Genomic DNA, 22,404 nt, shown 5'->3' with positions numbered 1-22,404 from the left:
GACCGCGCGGAGGCGGATCCACCGGTCGGGGCGCGGGGCCGGTCGGGGCGCCGGGGGTTGGGTGGGGGTGGCCGGGTGTGTTCCATGTTCCTGGCGTCGCACCCTCGGTCTCCGTCCGTCGCCTCGTGTGCCGTGTCCGTCGGCAGGGCCCCGGGATACGTACGGAAGTGGCGGCCGGTGTGCTCACCAGGTCGGGCGGGAGGTCACCCCGCCGTCCACCACGAGGTCGTGGCCGGTGATCCAGGAGGCCAGCGGGGAGGCGAGGAAGGCACAGGCGTCGGCCACGTCCTCGGGGCGGCCCAGGCGGCCGGCCGGGGCGGCGGCGAGCCAGCGGCGGACGCCGTCCGGCCAGGACCCGGCGAGGCCGGGCCGGTCGATCAGGCCGGGCGAGACCGTGTTGACGCGGATGCCGTCGGGGCCGTACTCCAGGGCCGCCGCGCGGGCGTGCATGACCACCGCCGCCTTGGCGGCGCCGTAGTGGGCGTGGCCAGGGGCCGGGTGGGCGGCCTCGATGGAGGCGATGTGGGTGATGGTGCCGCCGCCGTGGGCGCGCATGTGGGCGGCGGCGGCCTGGGTGCAGGCGAAGACGCTGGTGAGGTTGGTGTCGACGACCGTGCGCCAGTCCTTCGCGGTCAGTTCCGGGAGCGGCTGGACGGGCTGGACGGCCGCGTTGTTGACGAGCGCGGTCAGGTGCCCGTCCGACCAGTCCGTCGTCTCCTCGACCAGGCGGCGGCAGGCGGCCTCGTCGGTCAGGTCGGCCCGCAGGACGACCGCCCTGCCGCCCGCCGCCCGGATGCGGCCGGCCACCTCGGTGGCGGCGGTGAGCGCCGTGCGGCAGTGCACGGCGACCGCCGCGCCGTGCTCCGCGAAGCGCAGTGCGAGGGCGCGGCCGATGCCGCCGCCCGCGCCGGTCACCAGGGCGGTCTGTCCTTCGAGCAGGCGCGGGGGCGCGGTCATGGGCGGCGGGGCTCCGTGATCGGGGACGCGGACGGGGTCATGGGCGGCAGAGTTCCGTGATCAGGGCGGCCTCGGCCGGATAACGCGCCGTGAGGTCGGCCGCATCCCCGTGTTCGTAGTCCGGGTAGGTGAATCCGGGGGCCATCGTGCAGCCGAAGAACGTCCACGCGCCGCCCGCCGCCACCCGCGCGCCCATCCAGGTGCGGGCCGGCACGGTCAGCTGGAGGTGCTGGCCGCCGCCGGGGTCCGGGCCGAGGACGGGGCGGCGGATGGTGCCGTCGGGGGCGAGCAGCAGCAGGTGGAGCGGGTCGCCGAGGTAGAAGTGCCAGGTCTCGGCGAAGGGCAGCCGGTGCAGGGCGGAGAAGTCGTCGGCGGTGAGCAGCGCCACGATCGCCGATCCCTCGGGGCGGCCGTCCGGACGCTCGGGCCCGGCCCAGGTGCGCCGGAACAGGCCGCCTTCGCGGGGGATGGGTTCGAGGCCGTAGCGCGCGATCAGCTCTTCGGGCGTCGTCACCCGGGGAAGGCTACCGCCCGGTCCAGAAAAGCGAGTTGGGCGTGCTTCTCGGGCAGGTACACCTCGGGCAGGTCGACCTCGGGCAGGACGACTGCTGGGCCGCGGGTGAAGCCCTGGCGTTCGAAGCGGGCGATCGCCTTGTCGTTGCGCACGTCCGGGTCGATCACGATCCGCGGCCGGTCCAGGACCCGCAGCACGTACGTCGTCATCGCCCTCACCAGCCCGGACGTCCAGCCGGGGTGCGGGCCGCCGGGTCCGGCGGGGGCGAGGAGGAGGTGGACGCCGAGGTCGCCGGGGCGGACGTCGTAGCACTCGCCGACCCGGTCGGCCGAGGGCTCGTACGTCTGGAACAGCGCGGCCGGTTCGCCGTCCTTGGTGACCAGGTGGGCGTGGTGGGTGTCGAGGGCGGCCATGTGTGCGTAGACGTCGGCGACCTGCTCCCGGGTGAGGCCGTTCATGCCCCAGAACGCGGCGCGTTCGTCGCTCACCCAGCTGTGGATCAGTTCCGCGTCGCCCTCCGGGTCGAGGGGGCGGATCCGGACGGTGCCGTAACCGTCGATGTGCTGGACGTGCAGGTCGGTCATGGGACTCCTCGGGGGTGCGGGGCGTTCGGGGGTGAGCCGGGACCAGTCGGTGACCACCGGGGCCAGGTCGCCCGCGAGCCACAGGGGCAGCTGGTCGTGGTGGTGGGCGGTGCCGGGTACGCCGTCGGCGCCGAAGGGCACCACCCAGCGGCTGTCGGCGCGGTCGGCCAGGTCCCAGACGAAGCGGGCGGCCGGACCGCGGGCGGCGCGGTCGGTGACGCCGGGGACGGCCGAGGTGCACAGCACGCAGTCGTGGTCGCCGCCGAGACCGGGTTCGGCGGCGGCGTCCGGCTGCCCGGGCAGCGCCCGCCAGGGGGCCAGGCGGTGGGTGGCCGACCAGGGCCGGGCGGGCGGTGCGGCGGCGGTCTCCTCGAGGGCCGAGCGGACGACCTCGGTGCGGTCGATGTCGTACAGCTCCTTCGCTTCCAGGAGGTGTTCGAGGGCGTGTCCGATACGGGGCACGAGGGCCAGCCAGGGGCGCAGGACGTCCGGGCAGGCCGGGGGCTCGGCGAGCGGGGCGAAGACCGGGTGCGCGGCGAGGCGGCGTACGACCGCGTGGCGCAGTGCCGCGAACGCCGCCGCGTCGGTGCTGTCCGCGTCCATCCGGCGGTCCCAGTCGAGCAGGCGGTCGCGCAGGGCCGCGGCGGCGGGGGTGAGGCCGGTGAGGGCGGTGAGGCGCTCCAGCAGGGGGGCGGCGGAGCCGAGGTGGGTGTCGGTGTGGATCGCGGCCATGTCGTCGGCGGTCCAGACGCGGCGCGTGCCGAGCAGGGTGGCGATACGGGCGGCGCGGTGGGGCGGGGCGAACTCGACGCCGAGGGGGGCGGCCGGGCCGCGGGCGTTGGCCATCACCGCGATGCCGTCGGTGGTGGGCGGGTCGGCGTACGGCGTCTCGTGCGTGCCGTCCCAGTCGTGGCCGGGCTCCCAGGCCGGGACCGGGTGGAGGAGGTTGGCGGCGGCGCGGCGGGGGACCTTTCCGGCGACGCGGTGCAGGATGCCTCCGGCGGTGTCGGCGGCCTGGACGACGTTGACCGGCTCGGTCCAGGCGTCCAGGGCGCGGTCGACGTCGGCGACGGTGCGGGCGCGGAGGAGGGGGAGCAGGGCGCCGAAGCCCAGGTCCTCCGTGACGCGGGGCGGGTAGCGCAGGGCCAGCGCCTCCGCTCCGCGCGCGCCGTCATCCGCCGTCACCGGCTGGTCCCGGCCGGCGTCCGCCCCCGGCGCCGCGAGCGCGTCCGGTTCCTCCGGGCCGCCGGTTATCACCGGCCCCCGGGGCGTCTCGATCAGCTCTATCTCCAGCGGTGGCGCGGAGGCGATGTGGACGGTCTCCGTGTGGCGGGCGGCGCGTTGCCAGGTGCCGTCGGGGCCGAGGGCCTCGACGCCCGCGCCGGTGCGGCGGAGCCGTTCGCGGTAGAGGTCCTGGTAGTCGGCCATGGCGTTGGTGATGGCCCAGGCGACCGTGCCGGTGTGACCGAAGTGCGCGATGCCGGGCGCGCCGGGCACGGCCAGGCCGACGACGTCGAACTCGGGGCAGGCCAGGCGGATCTGCTGGTAGACACCGGGGTCCTCGATGAACCGGTGCGGATCGCCGGCGAGCAGCGCCCGCCCGCCGGCGGTGCGTTCCCCGGTGACCAGCCAGCCGTTGCTGCCCGCCGTGCCCGTCCCGTCCGTGGCGAACAGGCCGACCGCGTCCGGGCCCAGATGCCGTATCACCTGCTCGCGCCAGAGCTTGGCGGGGAACCCGGCGAACAGGATGTGCGTGCCGAGCCAGACCGCGAGGGGCGTCCAGGGCCGCCAGCGGCCCGGGGCCAGAGCGGCGCGGGCGAACTCGGGGGCGCGGCGGGCACCGGCGGCCAGCCCCTCGTTGACGCCGTCGACGTACGCCCGTACCCAGTCGGCCGTCTCGGCGTCCCGGCGCTCCAGCGCGGCGAAGCAGCGCCGGGCGGTGTCCTCCAGCCGGGCCCGCCGGGCGAAGAGGTCCCAGGACAGGGCCTCGGCGCCGAGGAAGGACGCGGAGGTGCCCCGCGCCCGGTGGCGCTCGACCTCCAGTTGCCAGGCCCGGTCGTGCGCGGTGACCAGGCCCTGGGCACGGGCCAGTTCGCGGGCGCCGGACGCGCGCAAGTGGGGGACGCCCCGGGCGTCGCGGTAGATCTCGATGGCCACGAGGGACCCCCTAGAGGATTTTAGGTTAGCCTTGCCTAAGTATTTTCCGTGGCGGAATCGTACGCGAACGATGGAGGGGGCATGGGACAGGGGCGGGGCTGGGAAGGCGCGGTCCTACGACTGCTGCGCGCCAAGGACTTCGTACTGACCGTCCTAGACGCCGAGGACGTGACCCCCCACTACCGGCGGCTGCGGCTGAGCGACGGCGGGCTGCTCGCCGCGACCGGCGTCCACCCGACGATGTGGGTCCGGCTGTGGTTCGACGACCGGGGCCGGCCGCACCAGCGGGCGTACACCCTGGTCGACCCCGACCCGGCGGCGGGCACCCTCGGTCTCGAATTCGCCCTGCACGAGGGCGTGGCCTGCGACTGGGCCCGGGCCGCGCGGCCCGGCGACACCATCGAGGCCACCGTCCAGGGCACCGGCTTCCGGGACCCCGACCCCGCGCCCTCCCACCTCGTGGCGATCGGCGACGCGGCCTCGCTGCCCGCCGTCAACTCCCTGCTCGGCGCCCTCGGTCCGGCCCCGGCGACCGTCTGGTTCGAGGGCGAGCCGGCGGGTCTGCCCCAGCGGATCGAGCCCGGCCGGCACGAGATCCGGCCGGTGCCCCGCCGGGACGCGGGCGCCCACCTGGTGGAACGGGTCCGCGCCGAGTTGCCCGCCGTGCTCGCCGGCACCCCGCACCCGTACGTCTGGATCGCCTGCGACACGGCGACCACCCGCACCCTCGCGGCGTACGTGCGCAAGGAACTGGGCGTGCCGAAACAGCGCGTGCACGCGCTGGGGTACTGGCGCGCGGACTCCCCGCCCCAGGGACAGGACTGAGCGGGCGGGGCGGGCGCGGGCGCGGGATCATCGACGCATGGACGTCACCCTGCACCTCGCCCAGGACCCCGCGGCCGACGCGCTGCTCGGGCGCTCCCCGCTCGCCGCGCTGACCGGGATGCTGCTGGACCAGCAGATCCCGATGGAGTGGGCGTTCAAGGGTCCCCGGACCATCGCCGACCGGCTCGGCGCCGAGGACCTGGACGCCCACGAGATCGCCGCGATGGACCCGGAGGCCTTCGCCGCGCTGCTCTCCGACAAGCCCGCCGTGCACCGCTACCCGGGCTCGATGGCGAAGCGGATCCAGCAGCTGTGCCGGTACCTGGTCGAGCACTACGACGGGGACGCGGAGGCGGTCTGGCGGGACGCCGGCAGCGGGGCCGAGCTGCTGCGCCGGCTGGAGGACCTGCCGGGGTTCGGCAGGCAGAAGGCGCAGATCTTCCTGGCCCTGCTCGGCAAGCGGCTCGGGGTGGCCCCCGACGGGTGGCGGGAGGCCGCCGGCGCCTACGGCGAACCGGACTCCTTCCGCTCCGTCGCCGACATCACCGGACCCGAGTCGCTGGCCAAGGTGCGCGCCCACAAGCAGGAGACGAAGGCGGCGGCCAAGGCCGCCAAGGCGACGAAGAAGAAGTAGCGGAGGAAGGGGGAGGAGGGGAGGGGGAAGGGCGCTGCGGACGCGGAAGCGGAGGCTCCCGACCGCCGTCCGGACCACTCCGGTGCCCCCCGCCCCGGCGGGGAGACAACGCCCATGGGCAGGAACAGCGCCCGCGCGTCCGGCAGCCGCCACCGGCTGCGGCCGCCGGCGCTGCTGCTCGTCCTGTGGGTGCCCGGCGCCCAGGTCCCGCTCCAGGCCGTCCCGGACCTCGTGGTGGCCGCCCAGACCGCCGAGCACGACCTCCTCGGCACGACGGCGCTCCGCCCACCCGCGCCGTGCACCGGGCCGACGCCCGCCGCGTCCCCGCCGCGCACGGTGGTGCCGCGCCGCTGACGGACCCGCGCTCCCCCGCAAGGTCGGTCGGCTCTACGCAAGGAGCGGCACAGCCATGCCCAACGACCCCTACGCCGTCCTGTGCCCCCTGCTGCGCGCGGAGGCCCGGCGCGGCACGCCCCCCGGACCGGACCCACGGACCCCCGGCCCGAACGCGCACCGGACGGGAACCGGAACCGCTGAGCCGCCCCCGGCGGGGGTGGTCCCCCGCCTCCGCCGGACGGCTCCCCGCCCACCCCGTGCCCTCCCCGGGAGCTACCGCCTCCGCCGGGCCGTGCCGAACAGGGAGCGGGTGATCTCCCGGCCGATCTGCGTGCCGACCGAGCGGGCCAGCGACCGGAACATCCCGCTGTTCACGACCTGTTCGACCAGCGAGGGCTCCTCCCCGGGCGCCTGCCGCGGCCCCTCCCGGGGACCCGGTGCCGCCTCCCGCGGTCCCGCGGCGCTCAGCTTCTCGTACGCCGACTCGCGGTCCACAGCCTGTGCATAACGGCCGTGGAGCGCGGAGGCGCGGACCGCCCGCTCCAGTTCGGCGGGGTCCACCGGTCCCATCAGGGACTCCGGGGCGCGCAGCCGGGTGGCGGCGACCGGGGTCGGCGCGCCGGTCTCGCCGAGCACGGTCACCACGGCCTCGCCGGTGCCCAGCCCGGTGAGCAGTTCCTCCAGGTCGTACGCCGATTCCGGGAAGGTCCGCACGGTCGCCCGCAGGGCCTTGTGGTCGTCCGGGGTGAAGGCGCGCAGGGCGTGCTGGATCCGGTTGCCGAGCTGGCCGAGGACGTCGCCGGGCACGTCCTTCGGGGTCTGGGTGACGAAGAAGACGCCGACGCCCTTGGAGCGGATCAGCCGCACGGTCCGGGTGATGGACTCCAGGAAGGCTTTGGAGGCGTCCTGGAACAGCAGGTGCGCCTCGTCGAAGAAGAAGACCAGCTTCGGCCGGTCGACGTCGCCGACCTCGGGCAGGTCGTGGAAGAGGTCGGCGAGGAGCCACATCAGGAAGGTGGAGAACAGCAGCGGCTTGTCCTGGACGGCGGGCAGTTCCAGGACCGAGACGACGCCCCGGCCGTCCGGTGCCGTGCGCAGCAGATCGGCGGTGTCGAACTCCGGTTCGCCGAAGAAGTCCGCCATGCCCTGCGCCTCGAACTCCGTCAGCGAGCGCAGGATCACCCCGGCGGTGGCGCGGGACAGGCCGCCGATCCCCCTCAGCTCGGCCCGGCCCTCGTCCGAGGTGAGGAAGGCGGCGACCGCGCGCAGGTCCTTGAGGTCGGTCAGCTCCAGGCCCTTGGTGTCGGCGTAGTGGAAGACCAGGCCGAGGGACTGCTCCTGGGTCCGGTTCAGCCTGAGGGCCTTGGCCAGCAGCACCGGGCCGAAACCGGTGACCGTGGCCCGTACCGGAATGCCGTGGCCGAGACCGCCGAGCGCGTAGAACTCCGCCGGGAAGCCGGCCGGGGCCCACTCCTGCCCGACCTCGCCGGCCCGCCGCCGTACCCGGTCGCCGCCTTGCCCGGGCCGCGCGATGCCGGACAGGTCGCCCTTGGCGTCCGCGAGGAACACCGGCACGCCCCGCGCGGAGAGCTGCTCGGCGATCAGCTGGAGGGTCTTGGTCTTGCCGGTGCCGGTGGCGCCCGCGACCAGGCCGTGCCGGTTGAGCACCGACAGCGGGACGCGGACGGGCGCGCCCGGCAGGCACCGCCCGTCCCACAGGAGCGCCCCGAGGTCGAGCGCGGGGCCGGCGAAGGCGTAACCGGCGGCGATCCGCGCCGCCTCGGCGGGCAGCGCGGCGGCCTGCGGGGCGCCGGCGGACGGCACGCTCTCGCTGTCACTCATCTCGGGCCCCTGTTCCCGTAGCAGACTGTATGCCCGTATTCGTGCTTCTTTGACCTGTCTTCGAACCGTCTTTTCAAGCGTCGCACCGGGCCGCCATGGCTGCGCCCGGAACGTGTTGGCCGGTAGGCTTTCCGTGTGATCTTCAAGCGCATCGGAAACGGCCGGCCGTACCCCGACCACGGCCGGGAGAGCACCCGGCAGTGGGCGGACGTCGCGCCGCGCCCGGTCCGCCTCGATCAGCTCGTGACCACCAAGCAGCAGCTCGACCTGGAGACCCTGCTCGCGGAGGACTCGACGTTCTACGGCGACCTCTTCGCGCACGTCGTGAAGTGGCAGGGCGACCTGTACCTGGAGGACGGGCTGCACCGCGCGGTCCGCGCCGCCCTCCAGCAGCGCCAGGTGCTGCACGCACGCGTGCTCGAACTCGACTGACCCGGCACGACACGGCCGTTGGCCCTTTCGGGTTCGCTCTCCGGCATCGGCTGATCATCTGATAGGCATCGCCGCCCGGGCGCACTACGCTGCGCTCATGAGCATGCTGACTCCTCCCGGCATGGGCGGCCAGTACCGGATCACGGGGGACAAGTACCCCCGAATGCGTCCGCCCCGCCGGCACGGCAGGCTCGTGGCCGCGGCGGTCGCGTCCGTCGCCGTGCTCGGCCTGCTCGGCTGGGGCACCGTGCAGCTCATCGACGTCTTCACCGGCGGCGGCGACACCGCGGCGGCCCGCCGTACGGCGGACTGCCGCACCGGGGCCCACCGGGCCGGCCGGACCGATCCGGCCCCGGCCGCGCGGGCGGACTCCCTGCCCGCGCCCGGCCGGATCACGGTGAACGTCTACAACGCCACCGCGCGCACCGGGCTCGCCAAGAAGACCGCCGACGAACTGCGCCGGCGCGGCTTCCGGATCGGCAAGGTGGGCAACGCGGCCAAGGCGTACGACAAGAAGGTGAAGGGCACGGGCCTGCTCCTCGGCTCCCCCGCCGCCCAGGACACCTCGCTGCGGGTGCTCGCCACCCAGCTCGCGGGCGCCGACCTGCGCGCCGACGCCCGCAAGGGCGCCGACCTCGACCTGATCATCGGCGACGCCTTCAAGACCCTGGCCCGCCAGCGGACGGCCGACGAGGCCGTGACCACGCTGACGGCCCCCCGGGCCACGGCTCCCGCGAAAAGGGCCTGCTGATCAGGCGCGGGGAGCCGCACCCCGGCGAAAGCGCCGCGGGGAACTACTCCGCGGAGCCGTAGAGCCGGTCCCCCGCGTCCCCCAGCCCCGGCACGATGTACCCCTGCTCGTTGAGGTGATCGTCGACCGCCGCCGTGACCACGGTCACCGGCGTCCCCGCCAGCTCGCGCTCCACCACGGCGACCCCCTCGGGAGAGGCCAGCAGCACCACGGCCGTCACGTCGTCGGCACCGCGCTTGATCAGCTCCCGGATCGCCGCGACCAGCGTGCCGCCCGTCGCCAGCATCGGGTCGAGCACGTACACCTGGCGGCCCGACAGGTCCTCCGGCATGCGCGAGGCGTACGTGGACGCCTCCAGCGTCTCCTCGTTGCGGATCATGCCCAGGAAGCCCACCTCGGCGGTCGGCAGCAGCCGGACCATGCCGTCCAGCATGCCGAGACCGGCCCGCAGGATCGGCACCACCAGCGGACGCGGACGGGCCAGCTTCACACCCGTGGTGCGGGCGACCGGTGTCTGAATGTCGACGGTCTCGGTCCGCACGTCCCGCGTGGCCTCGTAGGCCAGCAGGGTGACCAGCTCGTCGGCGAGCCGCCGGAAGGTCGCGGAGTCGGTGCGCTGGTCGCGCAGCGTGGTGAGCTTGTGAGCGACCAGGGGGTGGTCGACGACATGGAGACGCATGCCCCTAACGGTACCTGCGCCCCCGGCCGCCCTCACGCTGGCGTCAAACCGGCCGTCCGGGGGAAAGGGGGAAGGAAGGGAATGGGGTGGTGTGACGTGTCCGACCTGCCTGACCAGCCCGGAAAACCCGAGAGCGAGGCCGAGCGCCGGCGGCGGCGCGCCCGGTTCCTGCGCGATCTCGCCGAGGCCCGGGAGCTGCGCGCCCGGGTGCGGCCCCGGCACGCCAAGGCCGCCCGGCTGCGCCAGGCGCTGCGGATGCGCACGTTCCGCTGGTAGCCCGCGAGGCCGTGACCGGCGTGGAAGACCCCCGTCCGCACCGGTGTTGGAGAGGTGGCCGTGCGTGGCCGCGGCGAAAAGCCGCGTACGATCCGCAGGTGGCGGCAACGAGTGCGCTGCTGAGCCGATCACGGACCAACGATCGAAACAGCCAGACACAGGGAGCCGAAGACGTCCCCTGAACGCCTTGTTTCTGCCACGATTCCGAGTGGGTGGGGCTCGGAGCCCAGCTCTCTCCGCCCAAGTACCTCCGCCGGGGGGACCCCCAACCGGCACGCCTATGACCAGTGGGAGAGTCACGGTGTACTTCGCCGCACTGCTCGCGCGCACCGAAGACGGGTGGGAAGCGAGCGACACAGAGCTCGACGATGTGGAAACCCTGTCGGATCTGGCCGACCTGGCCCGGGAAGCCTCTCCCGACGACGACACGGTGCTCGTCCTGATCGAGCAGGAGGGCGCCTGGTTCGGCGTCGTCCGCGTGGACGGCGAGGACGACCCTCGCATCTACGTCTCGGACGCCGCCGCCGCCCGCCGCAGCGCGTACGGGGAGCTGCTGCTCACCGACGAGCTGCTCGGCCGGGAGCCCGGTAAGGACGACGGCCCGGACCTGGACGCCCTGGACCTCGACGGCACCGAGGAGGGCGAGTCCGAGGACGACGAGGAGGAGAGCGCCGCGGGCGCCGTGCCGCACAGCCCGGTGGGCGACAGCGGCATCCTCGACGACCTCGGCATCAGCGAGAAGGAGCTGCGGGCCCTGGACGCCGACGACGCGCTGGGCACGATCGCCGAGGCGCTGGGCGCCTCGGAGGTGCTGGAGACCGTCCGCTGACCACGGCACGGAATCCGCGGGAGGTCCCGGAACCGGCGGGACACCCGCGCGGCACACCGGACCCGGTACGGGACCCCTGGCGGGCCGCGATGCGGCTCGCCCTGGACCAGGCCGGCCTGGCCGCCCGGGGCGGCGACGTCCCGGTCGGCGCCGTCGTGCTGTCCCCGGACGGTACGACGGTGCTCGGCTCCGGGCACAACGAGCGTGAGGCCACCGGCGATCCCACGGCCCACGCGGAGATCCTCGCCCTGCGGCGGGCGGCGGCCACCCTGAACGGGGCGGCGGACGCCGGAGGGCGGATCCGCGAGTGGCGGCTGACCGGCTGCACGCTCGTGGTGACCCTGGAACCCTGCACGATGTGCGCGGGCGCGCTCGTCCAGTCCCGGGTGGACCGGGTGGTCTACGGCGCCCGGGACGACAAGGCGGGCGCGGCCGGCTCCCTGTGGGACGTGGTGCGCGACCGGCGGCTCAACCACCGCCCGGAGGTCATCGCCGGCGTCCTCGAGGCGGAGTGCGCCCGGCCGCTCAGGGAGTTCTTCCGGGACCGCTGACAGGGACTGCCGGCGGGACCGCCCGCGGAGCGCCCGCGCGGCGGCCGACCGGAGCGCCGGGCACGGTCACCGGGCACCGCGGCCATCGATTTCGAACCACGCCTCCCCGTGCTGTAAGGTCTCCCTCGGTAGCGTGTCCGAGCGGCCGAAGGAGCTCGCCTCGAAAGCGAGTGTGGCGCAAGTCACCGAGGGTTCAAATCCCTCCGCTACCGCTTGTCGAAGGGCCCCGCCGAGAGGCGGGGCCCTTCGCGTGTTCCGGCTCACAACGGGCGTGCCCCGGCGGGCTGTCGCCCCGGCGCGCGAAGCCCGGACGTTACACTCACGGCCGGCAACAGGGGGGCCTCGGGGCCCGGCACAGGGAGGCCGTGGTGGCGGTGAACGTCAAGAAGATCGCCGTGTACGTCCTGGTGGTCTTCGCGCTGTACGTGATCATCACGGACCCGGCCAAGGCGGCCGACTACGTCCAGATAGGCTTCGAAGGCATATCGGACGCGGCCGGGGCCGTCGGGGACTTCATGACCTGGGCCGCCAACGGAGGAAAGAGCTGAGGTACCCCCATGATCCGCCATCTGGTCCTCTTCCGGCTCAACGAGGGCGTCGAGCGCGACGATCCGCGGGTCGTGGCAGGCGTCGAGGCATTCCGGGCCCTCGGCGGGCAGATCGAGGAGCTGCGGTTCTGGGAGTGCGCCTGGAACATCAGCGACCGTCCCATCGCCTACGACTTCGCGATCAACTCGGCCGTGGACGACGCCGACGCCCTCAAGCGCTACCTGGAGCACCCGGCCCACCAGGCGGCCGGCGCGCAGTGGCGGGAGTTCGCCACCTGGGTGATCGCCGACTACGAGTTCTGAGCCCCGGACACCCGCGAGCCCCCCGCCGATCCGATTCGGCGGGGGGCTTTCGCATGGCCGTACGCCCGTCAACTTGTCGGTAACGGACGGCAACACGGTGTTATCGGGTGCTTGCACACCGTGCACATGTCTTGTGATGCTATGACCGCTTTTGACGGATGATTGACGGACGAAGAGGTGGCGTTGACCGTGTCGGCCAGTACTGCGCCCCCTCAGGACGAGGCGGCGTCCCCGACCCCGTCGGCCCCCGCGAAGCGTCGTGGCGCGGACACCCGCGCCCTGACCCAGGTGCTCTTCACCGAACTCCAGCAGCTGACCCCCGGCACGCCGGAGCACAACCGGGTGCGGGGAGCGCTGATCGAGGCGAACCTCCCGCTCGTACGCTATGCCGCCGCCCGCTTCCGTTCCCGCAACGAGCCGATGGAGGACGTCGTCCAGGTCGGCACCATCGGCCTGATCAACGCCATCGACCGGTTCGACCCGGACCGGGGCGTGCAGTTCCCGACCTTCGCCATGCCCACCGTGGTCGGCGAGATCAAGCGCTACTTCCGGGACAACGTCCGCACCGTCCACGTCCCGCGCCGGCTGCACGAGCTGTGGGTGCAGGTCAACAGCGCGACCGAGGACCTGACCACGCTCTACGGCCGCTCGCCGACCACCGCCGAGATCGCCGACCGGCTGCGGATCAGCGAGGAGGAGGTGCTCAGCTGCATCGAGGCGGGGCGCTCCTACCACGCCACCTCGCTGGAGGCCGCCCAGGAGGGCGACGGACTGCCCGGCCTGCTGGACCGGATCGGCTACGAGGACCCGGCCCTGGACGGCGTCGAACACCGCGACCTGGTCCGCCATCTCCTCGTCCAGCTCCCCGAGCGGGAGCAGCGCATCCTGCTGCTGCGCTACTACAGCAACCTCACCCAGTCCCAGATCAGCGCCGAGCTCGGTGTCTCCCAGATGCACGTCTCCCGGCTGCTCGCGCGCAGCTTCCAGCGGCTGCGCTCCGCGAACCGGATCGACGCGTAACCCACGAACGGTACGCGGACACCACCGGCACCGGCCCGGAGCACGCCGGGGGTCGGCCTGGCGCACGGCGGGCGCACGGAAGCACGACCCTCATGGCACTGCATCGCATACCCGATCGATCGGTAACCGGCGCGAGCGAATCGCTCACCAGGGCGGATGCCGGCAAACACGGCCCGAAACCCCGTCAGACCCCTTCCGTGCAGGGGCGATTCACCACTCCCGTGTCGACATGTCGGTACAGAGCGTTGCCGACATGTGACATTCTGCGGGAAGCGCGTTTGCCGTGGCTCCGGCTCCGGTATTCAGGTGAAGGCTGCGTTGCTCGACGACGGCGCCGCCGCGACCGTCCCGCGACCCAAAGGGGGTGGCATGTCCGCAGACCAGGGCAGCTCGAAGGTGCTGACGCCGACGAAGTGCGAGGCAGCGCCCAAGGAGCTCGACGCTCTCGACGTCCTCGACGGCTTCGAGGGTGTCACGGCCCTCGACGCCGTGCCGGCCCTCGACACCGTGCCGGCCCAGGCCGCCGACCCGTCCGTCGAAACGCTCCCGGCCCCGCAGGCCGCGGCGAACATCGACACCCGCACCCTGTCCCGGTCGCTGTTCCTGCGTCTGGCCGCGCTGGAGCAGGACAGCCCCGAGCGGGCGTACGTCCGGGACACCCTGATCGAGCTGAACCTCCCGCTGGTCCGGTACGCGGCGGCCCGCTTCCGCTCCCGCAACGAGCCGATGGAGGACATCGTCCAGGTCGGCACCATCGGCCTGATCAAGGCGATCGACCGGTTCGACTGCGAGCGGGGCGTGGAGTTCCCGACGTTCGCGATGCCCACCGTGGTCGGCGAGATCAAGCGGTTCTTCCGGGACACCTCCTGGTCCGTGCGGGTCCCGCGGCGGCTCCAGGAACTGCGCCTGGCGCTCACCAAGGCCAGCGACGAGCTGTCGCAGAAGCTGGACCGCTCCCCCACGGTCACCGAACTGGCCGCCGTGCTCGGCGTGTCCGAGGAGGACGTGGTCGACGGCCTCGCGGTCGGCAACGCCTACACCGCCTCCTCCCTCGACTCGCCGGCCCCCGAGGACGACGGCGGCGAGGGCTCCCTGGCCGACCGGCTCGGCTACGAGGACACGGCCCTGGAGGGCGTGGAGTACCGCGAGTCCCTCAAGCCCCTGCTGGCCAAACTCCCGCCGCGCGAGCGCCGGATCATCATGCTGCGCTTCTTCGCCAACATGACGCAGTCGCAGATCGGCGAGGAGGTCGGCATCTCCCAGATGCACGTCTCCCGGCTGCTGACCCGCACGCTGGCCCAGCTCCGCGAGGGCCTGATCTCGGACTGAGGCCCCCCGCCCGCCTCTCCCGATGGACACGCGGCCGCCGGGTCGCCGCCACGGCGGCCTCGGCGGCCGTCGCCCTGAGCGGGTGCCGCCCGCGGGGGCGACGGAGCGGGCGGCGGTCCCACCGGGGTCGGCGCGGGCCGCGGCGGACCGACGGCCGCGGCGCGACGCCGACGGATCCGGTGCCGCGCGCACCGCTGGACGAGCCCGCCGACGGGCGGGGCGAGCGGAGAGCAGGCCCCGGGCGGACCGGAATCCCGGCGGACCTCAGGACCTTGACGGACGCACAGGCGTCCACGGCCGTACGGGCACGGCCGCGCCGGCTCCCCAGGGCACGGCGAACACGCGCGGCACGGCTCCGGCCCCCGGAACCCGGCGGCGGGCAGGACGGCCGTACGACGGCATCGCCGTCACCGGCCGCGTCGGCACCTCGTGTACCCCACCCCCGCCGACCGCCTCGCCCGGCCGTACGACCCCCGCCGGGGGAAGCTGGTGAGGGCGCGGGCATGGACCGGCGCCGGTGCCGGAAGGCGACCGCCGCCTCGCGCGACTCCGGGACGGTGGCGGTTCGTTCCGGGACCGAGCCCCACGGGGCCGCGCCCCGCGGGGACCGCCCCCTGCTTCGGCTACTTCAGCGCCAGCCAGGCGACGCCGGCCACCACGACGAGCGCCACGACGACGCCGATGATCAGACCGACCCGGGGGCCGGAGGAGGCCGCCTGCTGCTGACGCCCCTGGGGCGCCTCGTCGACGAAGGCGCGGAACATCTGGGTGCTGCCTGCGGGGTCGTAATTGCCCTGGGGGCCCTGGGTGTTAGCCATGCCCCGAGACCCTAGCGAATCCAGGCGACCGGCCCAACCGCGGGGCCTTCGGGACAGACGGGGACACCCCACCCGCAGCCACCTGCACATTTACGTTCGCAATACTTGCCTTTGCCAAGTTTTTGCGCCGACGACCCCATGATTGTTTGCCTTCAGCAACCAAACAGTCCTATGGTTGCCCCAAGCAACGAATACGGGAGGTGTGATGGCCGAGCGGGCGCAGTTTGAAGAGCTGGCGCGTCAGCTCAGTGCCGTCGGAGCCGTGAAACGGGACATGGGGCGGATCCTGCCGCCCGACTGCCCGGCCGGCTCGGCCGCCGTGCTGACCCTGCTCGGCCGCCACGGCGACATGCGCATGAGCAAGCTCGCGGAACTGCTCGCCGTGGACATGTCGGTCACCAGCCGGCACGTCGCGCACGTGGCCGCACGCGGCTGGATCGAGCGGCTCCCGGACCCGGCGGACAAGCGGTCGCGCATCCTGCGCCTGACCCCGGAGGGCCTGGAGCAGCTCGACGAGCTGTCCCGGCGGACCACGCATCTGCTCGCCGAGCGGCTGGCGGACTGGACCGACGACGAGGTCGGCCAGCTGATCCGGCTGATGACGCGGCTGCGCGACTCCTTCGGAGACTGCCGGTCCGCACCGGTCCGGCTCCCCGCCCCCGTAATCGAAGAGACCACCCGTACACCCGCAAGCACGTAAGAAAAGGAAGCCCATGGCAACGACCACACCAGCCGGTGTGCGGGCTCACGCCAAGCACGGGGGAGGCCCAGGCGACGCCCCGATGACGCACCGGCAGATCATGGAGGCCCTGTCCGGGCTGCTGCTCGGCATGTTCGTGGCGATCCTGTCGTCCACGATCGTCTCCAACGCCCTGCCGGAGATCATCGGAGACCTCGGCGGCGGCCAGTCCGCCTACACCTGGGTGGTCACGGCCGCCCTGCTGTCGATGACCGCGGCCACTCCCCTGTGGGGCAAGCTCGCCGACCTGTACAGCAAGAAGGCTCTCGTCCAGATAGCCCTCGTCATCTACGTGGTCGCCTCCATGGCGGCCGGCCTGTCGCAGAACCCCGGCATGCTCATCACCTTCCGGGTGTTCCAGGGCATCGGCGTCGGCGGTCTGTCCGCCCTGGCGCAGATCGTGATGGCGGCGATGATCTCCCCGCGCGAGCGCGGCCGGTACTCCGGCTACCTCGGCGCCACCTTCGCCGTCGCCACCGTCGGCGGCCCGCTGCTCGGCGGCGTCATCACCGACACCTCCTGGCTGGGCTGGCGCTGGTGCTTCTACGTCGGTGTGCCCTTCGCGATCCTCGCGCTGATCGTGCTGCAGAAGACCCTGCACCTGCCCGTGGTCAAGCGCCAGGTCAAGGTCGACTGGGGTGGCGCCACCCTGATCGCCGCCGCCGTCTCCCTGCTGCTGGTCTGGGTCACCTTCGCCGGTGACAAGTACGACTGGCTGTCCTGGCAGACCTACGCGATGGTCGGCGGTTCCATCGTCCTCGGCGCGCTGTTCGTGCTCGCGGAGTCCAAGGCGAGCGAACCGATCATCCCGCTGCGCCTGTTCAAGAACCGCACGATCACGCTGGCGTCGCTCGCCTCGCTGTTCGTCGGCATCGCGATGTTCACCGGCACCGTGTTCTTCAGCCAGTACTTCCAGCTGGCCCGCGACAAGTCCCCGACCATGTCGGGCGTCATGACCATCCCGATGATCGGCGGCCTGTTCGTCTCCTCGACCGTCTCGGGCCAGTTCATCACCCGCACCGGCCGCTGGAAGGCCTGGCTGGTCAGCGGTGGCGTGCTGGTCACGGCCGGCCTGCTGCTGCTCGGTGGCATCCGGTACGACACGGACTACTGGAAGATGGCCGTCTTCATGGCCCTGCTGGGTCTCGGCATCGGCATGATGATGCAGAACCTGGTGCTCGCCACGCAGAACCAGGTGGCGCCCTCCGACCTCGGCTCGGCCAGCTCCACGGTCACCTTCTTCCGCTCCCTCGGCGGTGCGGTCGGCGTCTCCGCGCTCGGTGCCGTGATGTCCCGCCGGATCACCCACTACGTCAAGGACGGCGTCTCCGCGCTGGACGCGAAGTCCCAGGCCGCGCTGGCCGGCAGCTCCGGCTCGACCGACAGCATCCCGGACATGGACAAGCTCCCGGCGCCCATCCGGACGCTGATGGAGAGCGCCTACGGCCACGGCATCGCCGACGTCTTCTTCATCGCCGGCTGCCTCGCCGCCGTCGCCTTCCTGATCACGCTGTTCATCAAGGAGGTCCCGCTGAAGACCAAGGGCGCGCTCGCGCAGTCCGCCGACGGCGACACCCCGGCCGCCGCCGAGGCCACGGCCGCCGCCCAGGCCCAGACCGCCGCCCAGGCCGCCGCGGCTCCCGCCCCGGTCCCGGCCGCGGTCGCCCAGGCCGTCCCGGCCGCGTCCGGCGGCACCGCCGCCGACACCCGGCCCATGGCGGCCGTCGCCACGGTCGCCGAATCCGGCGCCGGCCAGGGCGGCACCCCGGTGCACGGCTTCGTCCGCGGCGCCGAGAGCGCCCCGGTCGCGCAGGCCGCGGTCACCCTGATCTCGCTGTCCGGCCGCCAGCTGGGCCGCTCGGTCGCCCAGGCCGACGGTTCCTACGCGCTCGACGCCCCGGGCACCGGCAGCTACGTCCTGATCGCCTCCGCCGACGGCTACCAGCCGCAGGCCTCCACCATCGTGGTGGGCGAGGAGCCGGTGGCGTACGACATCCTGCTCAGCGGCACCAGCGGGCTGACCGGTGTGGTCCGGGCCGCCGGGAGCGCGCTGCCGGTCAAGGACGCGATGGTGATCGTCACCGACGTGCGCGGTGACCTGCTGGCCACCGCCGCCACCGGCGAGCAGGGCGACTTCGCCCTCACCGACCTGGTGCCCGGCACGGTGACCGTCGCGGTCAACGCGAGCGGCTTCCGGCCGCGTGCCCTGCCCGTCGAGGTCGGCGCCACCGGCGTCACCCGGGTCGAGGTCGACCTGGACGCCGGCGCCCGGCTCCAGGGTGTCGTCCGGGCCCCGCACGGCCCGCTGGCCGACGCCCGGGTCACCCTGGTCGACCAGGCGGGCAACGTGGTCGGCACCGCCACCACCGGGACGGACGGGGCGTACGCCTTCACCGACCTGGACGGCGGCGAGTACACCGTCATCGCGACCGGTTACCCGCCGGTGGCCACCGCGCTGACCGTGACCGGCCCCGGTGTGGACGGCCACGACATCGAACTCGCCCACCCCGGCGAGTAGGCACACCCCGGCCCGTGGCGGCGCGCGTCCTGAGCGGAGGGCGCGCCCGCCGCGGGCCGGTCTCGTACGAACAATTTTTGAGCCTTTTTCAGGGAGAAACGGGATGGGACTGACCGCGAAGATCCGTACGCGGGACGGGTGGGCCGTGTCGCACGCGGTCGTCACGGTGACCGACATGACCGGTGCGCAGGTGCTGCGCGCCGAGGCGGATCACGAGGGTGCCGTCCGGGACGCCACCGAGCTGGCGCCGGGGGCGTACACCGTGATCGTGACGGCCGTCGGCTACGCGCCCGCGGCCTCCTCCGCGATCGTCACCGCGAGCGGCCGGGCCGAGGTCGGCACGGTCACGCTGGCCCGGCAGGGCGGTACCGAGCTGCCGCCGCCCGGACCGTGGACCATCGACCCGGCGCACTCCTCCGTCGCCGCGGTCGCCCAGCACCTGGGCATCTCCAGCGTGCACGGCCGGTTCACGGAGTTCGGCGGCACGATCGAGATCGCCCCCGACGACATCGCCAAGTCCCGCGTGGAGGCGGTGATCCGGGCGGCCTCCGTCGACACCGGCAACGGCATGCGCGACACGCACCTGCGCTCCGCCGACTTCCTGGACGTCGAGCGGCACCCGGAGATCACCTACCGTTCGACGGGCCTGGACCAGGCCGGCTCCGACCGCTGGACGGTGCACGGCGAACTGTCCCTGCACGGCGTCGTACGACCGGTGGACCTGGACCTCGCCTACCTCGGCACCGGCGCCGACCCCTGGGGCGGCACCCGCGCCGCGTTCCGGGCCACCGCCGAACTGCGCCGCGAGGACTTCGCGATGAACTACAACCAGGTCCTCCAGGCGGGCATCGCCGCCATCGGCACCACCCTGAAGGTGGAGCTGGACATCCAGGCCGTGCAGGGCGACTCGCTCCCCCAGGCGTAGGAACGGCAGGGTCAGCCACGGGGGCACCCGTTGCCCCTAGGCTGCCCCCATGGCACCGAACATCGCTACGAACACCCGGGTATCGCAGGCCGAACTGCTCGACTTCGTACGGTCCCGGCACCGTGCCCTGCTGATCACCCGCCGCTCCGACGGCTCCCCGCAGGCGTCCCCGCTGACCTGCGGGGTGGACGACTCCGGACGGATCGTGATGTCCACCTACCCGGAGCGGGCCAAGACCCGCAACGCCAAGCGCGACGACCGGGTCAGCCTGGTCGTCCTCAGCGACGACTGGAACGGCCCCTGGGTCCAGATCGACGGCACGGCCGAGGTCGTCGACGCCCCGGACTCCGTCGAACCCCTCGTCGAGTACTACCGCAACATCGCCGGCGAACACCCCGACTGGGACGAGTACAGGGCGGCGATGCTCAAGCAGGGCAAGTCCGTCATCCGGGTGACCCCCGAGCGGTGGGGGCCGGTGGCGACCGGCGGGTTTCCGGCGCGGCTGGTCCAGGAGGGGTAGTCAGCCCCGGGCCACCATCGCCTCGATGCCGGCGATCAGCAGGTCCAGGGCGAAGGTGAAGTCGCGGTCCAGCATCTCGGCCACCGTGTCGCCGCCGCGCGCCGCCATGATGTCCTTGGACTCCCGGATGATCTCGGCGGTCCCCGGGACCTCGTCCACCAGGGACATGGCCTGCTCGAAGTACTCCTCCGGGGACAGCCCGGTGTCCGCGATCCGGGTGAGGAAGTGGCTCTCGATCGTGCCGTAGCCGTAGACGAACTGGAAGACGGCCGAGATCGCCCCGGTCACCCCGTGCGCGGGCAGCCCGGCCCGGCGGACGACCCGCTGCACCGCGCGGGAGAACGCGAGCGAGTTCGGACCGATGTTGAGGTAGCGACCGGCCAGCGGCGACAGCCAGGGATGGCGGACCAGCAGCTCCCGGTAGGCGGCGGCCAGTTTCCGCAGCTGCTCCCGCCAGTCCTCGCCGGTGTCGTCCGGATCGGGCAGCCGCAGCTCGGCGAAGACGGCGTCCAGGGCGAGTTCCAGCAGGTCGTCCTTGGTGTCGACGTACCAGTACAGGGACATCGCGGTGACGTTCAGCTCGGCCGCCAGCCGGCGCATGGAGAACCCGGCGAGCCCCTCGGCGTCCAGCAGCCGCACCGACGCCCCGGTGATCCGCTCCCGGTCGAGCCCGGAGGGCTGCCCGCCGCGTCCCCCGCGCCGGGCCCCGCGCTCCCGCCAGACACTGTCCCGCGCCGACCGACCTGCCGCCTTCGTCACCGGCGCACCTTCCTCGTACTCGGATCGCTTGCCACGATGCTAGGACCGCGGCCGGCCCGGAACGGCGCGGGGCCGGGTCGTGGTGCGACCGCCGCCGCGCGGGCGTGACCAGCCACGACGTCCCCGGGCCATCAGGCGGACACCCGCTCCGCGCGCCGCAGCAGCCCCGCCGCCACGAACCCGCCGACCAGCACGGCGACCGCCCCGACCAACTGCCCGGTACCCAGCCCGGCGGACAACGACTCCCCGGCGGACACGGACGAGCTGAGCACGGCACCGAGGACGGCCACACCGAGCCCGTTGCCGAACTCGGCCAGCGTGCCGTTGATCCCGGCTCCGACACCGGCCTTCTCCGGCGGGATCGCGCTCATGATGGCGTGTGCCATCGCCGGGTTCGCCACCGCGCAGCCCGCGCCGATCAGCAGCAGCCCGAGCAGCGTCCCCGCGTAACCGCCGGAGTCCACCTCCGCGATCGACACCAGGCCCGCGGACATGCACACCATCCCCAGCGCGATCGACGCCGGCGTGCCCAGCCGCGCCGACCACTTCGCGGACAGCCCGCTGAAGTTGAGCACCACCACCGTCAGCGCCAGCGGGGCGGTCCGCAGACCGGCCTCCAGCGGCTCGTAACCGAGGACGAACTGGAGGTGCTGCGTCAGCAGGAACAGCGCCCCGCCCATGCCGAAGACGATGAGCACGGCTCCGGCGACCGCGCCCGTGAACCGCCGGTCCCGGAAGAAGTGGACGTCGAGCATCGGCTCGTCGGCCCGGCTCTCCCACCAGGCGAAGGCGCCCAGCACCAGCACCGCGACGGCCGCCGTGACCAGCACCCGCGCCGAGGTCCAGCCGTGGCCGGGGCCGGAGATGATCGCGTAGACGAGCGAGGCCATGCCGACGGTGGACAGCACCGCGCCGATCAGGTCGGGGCGGTCGCCGCGCGGGTTCTTCGACTCGGGGACGAGGATCACCACCGCGACCACGGCCAGTGCGGCGACCGGCAGGTTGATCAGGAAGATGGCGCCCCACCAGAAGTGGTCGAGCACGAAGCCGCCGATCAGCGGGCCGCCGGCGAAGCCGAGCGCGTTGACCGCGCTCCAGATGCCGATCGCCTTCGGCTGCTCCGCGGGGGTGAAGATCTGCATCGCCACGGCCAGCGTGGTGGTCATCAGCAGCGCGCCGCCGATGCCCATGCCGGCCCGCGCGCCGATCAGCTGGGCGGTGCTGCCGGCGAGCCCGGCCACGAGCGAGCCGGCGCCGAACAGGACGAGCCCGGTGATCAGCATCTTCTTGCGGCCGTAGCGGTCGGCGGCGCTGCCCGCGGTGAGCAGCAGACCGGACTGGACCAGGGAGTACGCGTTGATCATCCATTGGATGTCGGACGTCGTCGCGTGCAGCTCGCGGGTGAGGGAGGGGATGGCCACGTTCAGGACGGTGTTGTCGAGCAGCACGGTGAGCTGCGCGAGACAGATGACGCCGAGGATCAGCCAGCGCTGGGGATGGCCTTGCGGTGTGGACATGCCGTACACCGTATAGCCGCGCTATACGGTGTACACCATAT

General features: G+C 73.3%; 24 protein-coding genes and 1 tRNA gene. 17 read left to right on the top strand and 8 right to left on the bottom strand.

The window, feature by feature from the left end; all coding sequences use genetic code 11:
- Positions 1-183 precede the first annotated feature (183 nt).
- The 3 genes from ACZ63H_RS05845 to ACZ63H_RS05835 are packed head-to-tail and all read right to left on the bottom strand — an operon-like array spanning position 184 to position 4,212.
- The gene (locus ACZ63H_RS05845; RefSeq protein ID WP_469862500.1) at positions 184-957 is read right to left on the bottom strand and encodes an SDR family NAD(P)-dependent oxidoreductase; all 774 of its coding nucleotides are present in this window, start codon (positions 955-957) and stop codon (positions 184-186) included.
- A 37-nt stretch (positions 958-994) separates the two neighbouring features.
- Entirely contained in the window at positions 995-1,471 is a 477-nt protein-coding gene (locus ACZ63H_RS05840; RefSeq protein WP_469862498.1) for a cupin domain-containing protein, read from the bottom strand.
- Complete coding sequence (locus tag ACZ63H_RS05835) at positions 1,468-4,212, bottom strand: GNAT family N-acetyltransferase (protein ID WP_469862496.1); 2,745 nt, start codon at positions 4,210-4,212, stop codon at positions 1,468-1,470. The genes ACZ63H_RS05840 and ACZ63H_RS05835 overlap by 4 nt, the downstream gene beginning before the upstream one ends.
- Positions 4,213-4,293: 81 nt before the next feature.
- Here ACZ63H_RS05835 and ACZ63H_RS05830 point away from each other — a divergent pair, with 81 nt between their 5' ends.
- The 3 genes from ACZ63H_RS05830 (at position 4,294) to ACZ63H_RS05820 (ending at position 6,025) form a co-directional block, all read left to right on the top strand.
- On the top strand, positions 4,294-5,037 hold the full coding sequence (locus ACZ63H_RS05830; protein ID WP_469862495.1) for a siderophore-interacting protein: 744 nt from the start codon (positions 4,294-4,296) through the stop codon (positions 5,035-5,037).
- Between the two features lie 37 nt (positions 5,038-5,074).
- On the top strand, positions 5,075-5,671 hold the full coding sequence (locus ACZ63H_RS05825; protein WP_469862493.1) for an HhH-GPD-type base excision DNA repair protein: 597 nt from the start codon (positions 5,075-5,077) through the stop codon (positions 5,669-5,671).
- A 114-nt stretch (positions 5,672-5,785) separates the two neighbouring features.
- Complete coding sequence (locus ACZ63H_RS05820) at positions 5,786-6,025, top strand: hypothetical protein (protein ID WP_469862491.1); 240 nt, start codon at positions 5,786-5,788, stop codon at positions 6,023-6,025.
- A 255-nt stretch (positions 6,026-6,280) separates the two neighbouring features.
- On the opposite strand, the gene ACZ63H_RS05815 is transcribed toward ACZ63H_RS05820, so the two are convergent.
- Positions 6,281-7,849 (bottom strand): helicase HerA-like domain-containing protein, encoded by a 1,569-nt coding sequence (locus tag ACZ63H_RS05815; RefSeq protein ID WP_469862489.1) that lies wholly within the window; start codon positions 7,847-7,849, stop codon positions 6,281-6,283.
- A 135-nt stretch (positions 7,850-7,984) separates the two neighbouring features.
- On the opposite strand from ACZ63H_RS05815, the gene ACZ63H_RS05810 reads away from it, so the two are divergent.
- Both ACZ63H_RS05810 and ACZ63H_RS05805 read left to right on the top strand, forming a co-directional pair.
- A complete protein-coding gene (locus ACZ63H_RS05810) occupies positions 7,985-8,281 on the top strand; it encodes a type II toxin-antitoxin system VapB family antitoxin (protein WP_004943146.1) in 297 nt (98 codons plus the stop codon).
- 97 nt (positions 8,282-8,378) lie between these two features.
- Positions 8,379-9,032 carry a LytR C-terminal domain-containing protein gene (locus tag ACZ63H_RS05805; protein ID WP_469862487.1) on the top strand — a complete coding sequence of 218 codons (654 nt, stop codon included), beginning with the start codon at positions 8,379-8,381 and terminating at the stop codon, positions 9,030-9,032.
- Positions 9,033-9,075: 43 nt separating this feature from the next.
- Here ACZ63H_RS05805 and upp read toward each other — a convergent pair whose 3' ends face one another.
- Entirely contained in the window at positions 9,076-9,711 is a 636-nt protein-coding gene (gene upp / locus ACZ63H_RS05800; RefSeq protein WP_467941004.1) for a uracil phosphoribosyltransferase, read from the bottom strand.
- 96 nt (positions 9,712-9,807) lie between these two features.
- Between upp and ACZ63H_RS05795 the strand changes: the two genes are divergently transcribed.
- The 8 genes from ACZ63H_RS05795 to ACZ63H_RS05760 all read left to right on the top strand — a co-directional run bounded on the left by ACZ63H_RS05795 (position 9,808) and on the right by ACZ63H_RS05760 (position 14,567).
- Entirely contained in the window at positions 9,808-9,987 is a 180-nt protein-coding gene (locus ACZ63H_RS05795; RefSeq protein WP_469862485.1) for a hypothetical protein, read from the top strand.
- Between the two features lie 301 nt (positions 9,988-10,288).
- The gene (locus tag ACZ63H_RS05790) at positions 10,289-10,816 is read left to right on the top strand and encodes a tRNA adenosine deaminase-associated protein (RefSeq protein ID WP_469862542.1); all 528 of its coding nucleotides are present in this window, start codon (positions 10,289-10,291) and stop codon (positions 10,814-10,816) included.
- An 89-nt stretch (positions 10,817-10,905) separates the two neighbouring features.
- Complete coding sequence (gene tadA, locus ACZ63H_RS05785; protein WP_469862483.1) at positions 10,906-11,367, top strand: tRNA adenosine(34) deaminase TadA; 462 nt, start codon at positions 10,906-10,908, stop codon at positions 11,365-11,367.
- Positions 11,368-11,494: 127 nt separating this feature from the next.
- Positions 11,495-11,579, top strand: a tRNA-Ser gene (locus tag ACZ63H_RS05780).
- A gap of 156 nt (positions 11,580-11,735) precedes the next feature.
- Complete coding sequence (locus ACZ63H_RS05775; protein WP_344351499.1) at positions 11,736-11,915, top strand: hypothetical protein; 180 nt, start codon at positions 11,736-11,738, stop codon at positions 11,913-11,915.
- Positions 11,916-11,924: 9 nt separating this feature from the next.
- A complete protein-coding gene (locus tag ACZ63H_RS05770; RefSeq protein ID WP_467941008.1) occupies positions 11,925-12,218 on the top strand; it encodes a Dabb family protein in 294 nt (97 codons plus the stop codon).
- A gap of 183 nt (positions 12,219-12,401) precedes the next feature.
- Positions 12,402-13,238, top strand: coding sequence for an RNA polymerase sigma factor SigF (locus ACZ63H_RS05765; RefSeq protein ID WP_469862540.1), 837 nt, complete (start codon positions 12,402-12,404; stop codon positions 13,236-13,238).
- A 369-nt stretch (positions 13,239-13,607) separates the two neighbouring features.
- Complete coding sequence (locus ACZ63H_RS05760) at positions 13,608-14,567, top strand: RNA polymerase sigma factor SigF (protein WP_469862481.1); 960 nt, start codon at positions 13,608-13,610, stop codon at positions 14,565-14,567.
- 623 nt (positions 14,568-15,190) lie between these two features.
- Here ACZ63H_RS05760 and ACZ63H_RS05755 read toward each other — a convergent pair.
- Positions 15,191-15,385, bottom strand: coding sequence for a hypothetical protein (locus ACZ63H_RS05755; protein WP_467941011.1), 195 nt, complete (start codon positions 15,383-15,385; stop codon positions 15,191-15,193).
- A 205-nt stretch (positions 15,386-15,590) separates the two neighbouring features.
- On the opposite strand from ACZ63H_RS05755, the gene ACZ63H_RS05750 reads away from it, so the two are divergent.
- The 4 genes from ACZ63H_RS05750 to ACZ63H_RS05735 all read left to right on the top strand — a co-directional run bounded on the left by ACZ63H_RS05750 (position 15,591) and on the right by ACZ63H_RS05735 (position 20,087).
- Positions 15,591-16,085: a MarR family winged helix-turn-helix transcriptional regulator gene (locus ACZ63H_RS05750; protein WP_467941012.1), complete on the top strand. Its 495-nt coding sequence runs from the start codon at positions 15,591-15,593 to the stop codon at positions 16,083-16,085.
- 82 nt (positions 16,086-16,167) lie between these two features.
- Complete coding sequence (locus ACZ63H_RS05745; RefSeq protein WP_469862477.1) at positions 16,168-18,642, top strand: MFS transporter; 2,475 nt, start codon at positions 16,168-16,170, stop codon at positions 18,640-18,642.
- Between the two features lie 103 nt (positions 18,643-18,745).
- A complete protein-coding gene (locus ACZ63H_RS05740) occupies positions 18,746-19,567 on the top strand; it encodes a YceI family protein (protein ID WP_469862475.1) in 822 nt (273 codons plus the stop codon).
- A 49-nt stretch (positions 19,568-19,616) separates the two neighbouring features.
- The gene (locus ACZ63H_RS05735; protein ID WP_469862473.1) at positions 19,617-20,087 is read left to right on the top strand and encodes a PPOX class F420-dependent oxidoreductase; all 471 of its coding nucleotides are present in this window, start codon (positions 19,617-19,619) and stop codon (positions 20,085-20,087) included.
- On the opposite strand, the gene ACZ63H_RS05730 is transcribed toward ACZ63H_RS05735, so the two are convergent.
- Positions 20,088-20,846 carry a TetR/AcrR family transcriptional regulator gene (locus ACZ63H_RS05730; RefSeq protein ID WP_469862471.1) on the bottom strand — a complete coding sequence of 253 codons (759 nt, stop codon included), beginning with the start codon at positions 20,844-20,846 and terminating at the stop codon, positions 20,088-20,090.
- A 131-nt stretch (positions 20,847-20,977) separates the two neighbouring features.
- Positions 20,978-22,363 (bottom strand): MFS transporter, encoded by a 1,386-nt coding sequence (locus ACZ63H_RS05725; RefSeq protein WP_469862469.1) that lies wholly within the window; start codon positions 22,361-22,363, stop codon positions 20,978-20,980.
- Positions 22,364-22,404: the final 41 nt, after the last annotated feature.

Source organism: Streptomyces sp. NPDC104831 (assembly GCF_055583025.1).
The sequence above is the reverse complement of the archived record's forward strand: the minus strand, read 5'-3'. Positions and strand labels throughout refer to the sequence as shown.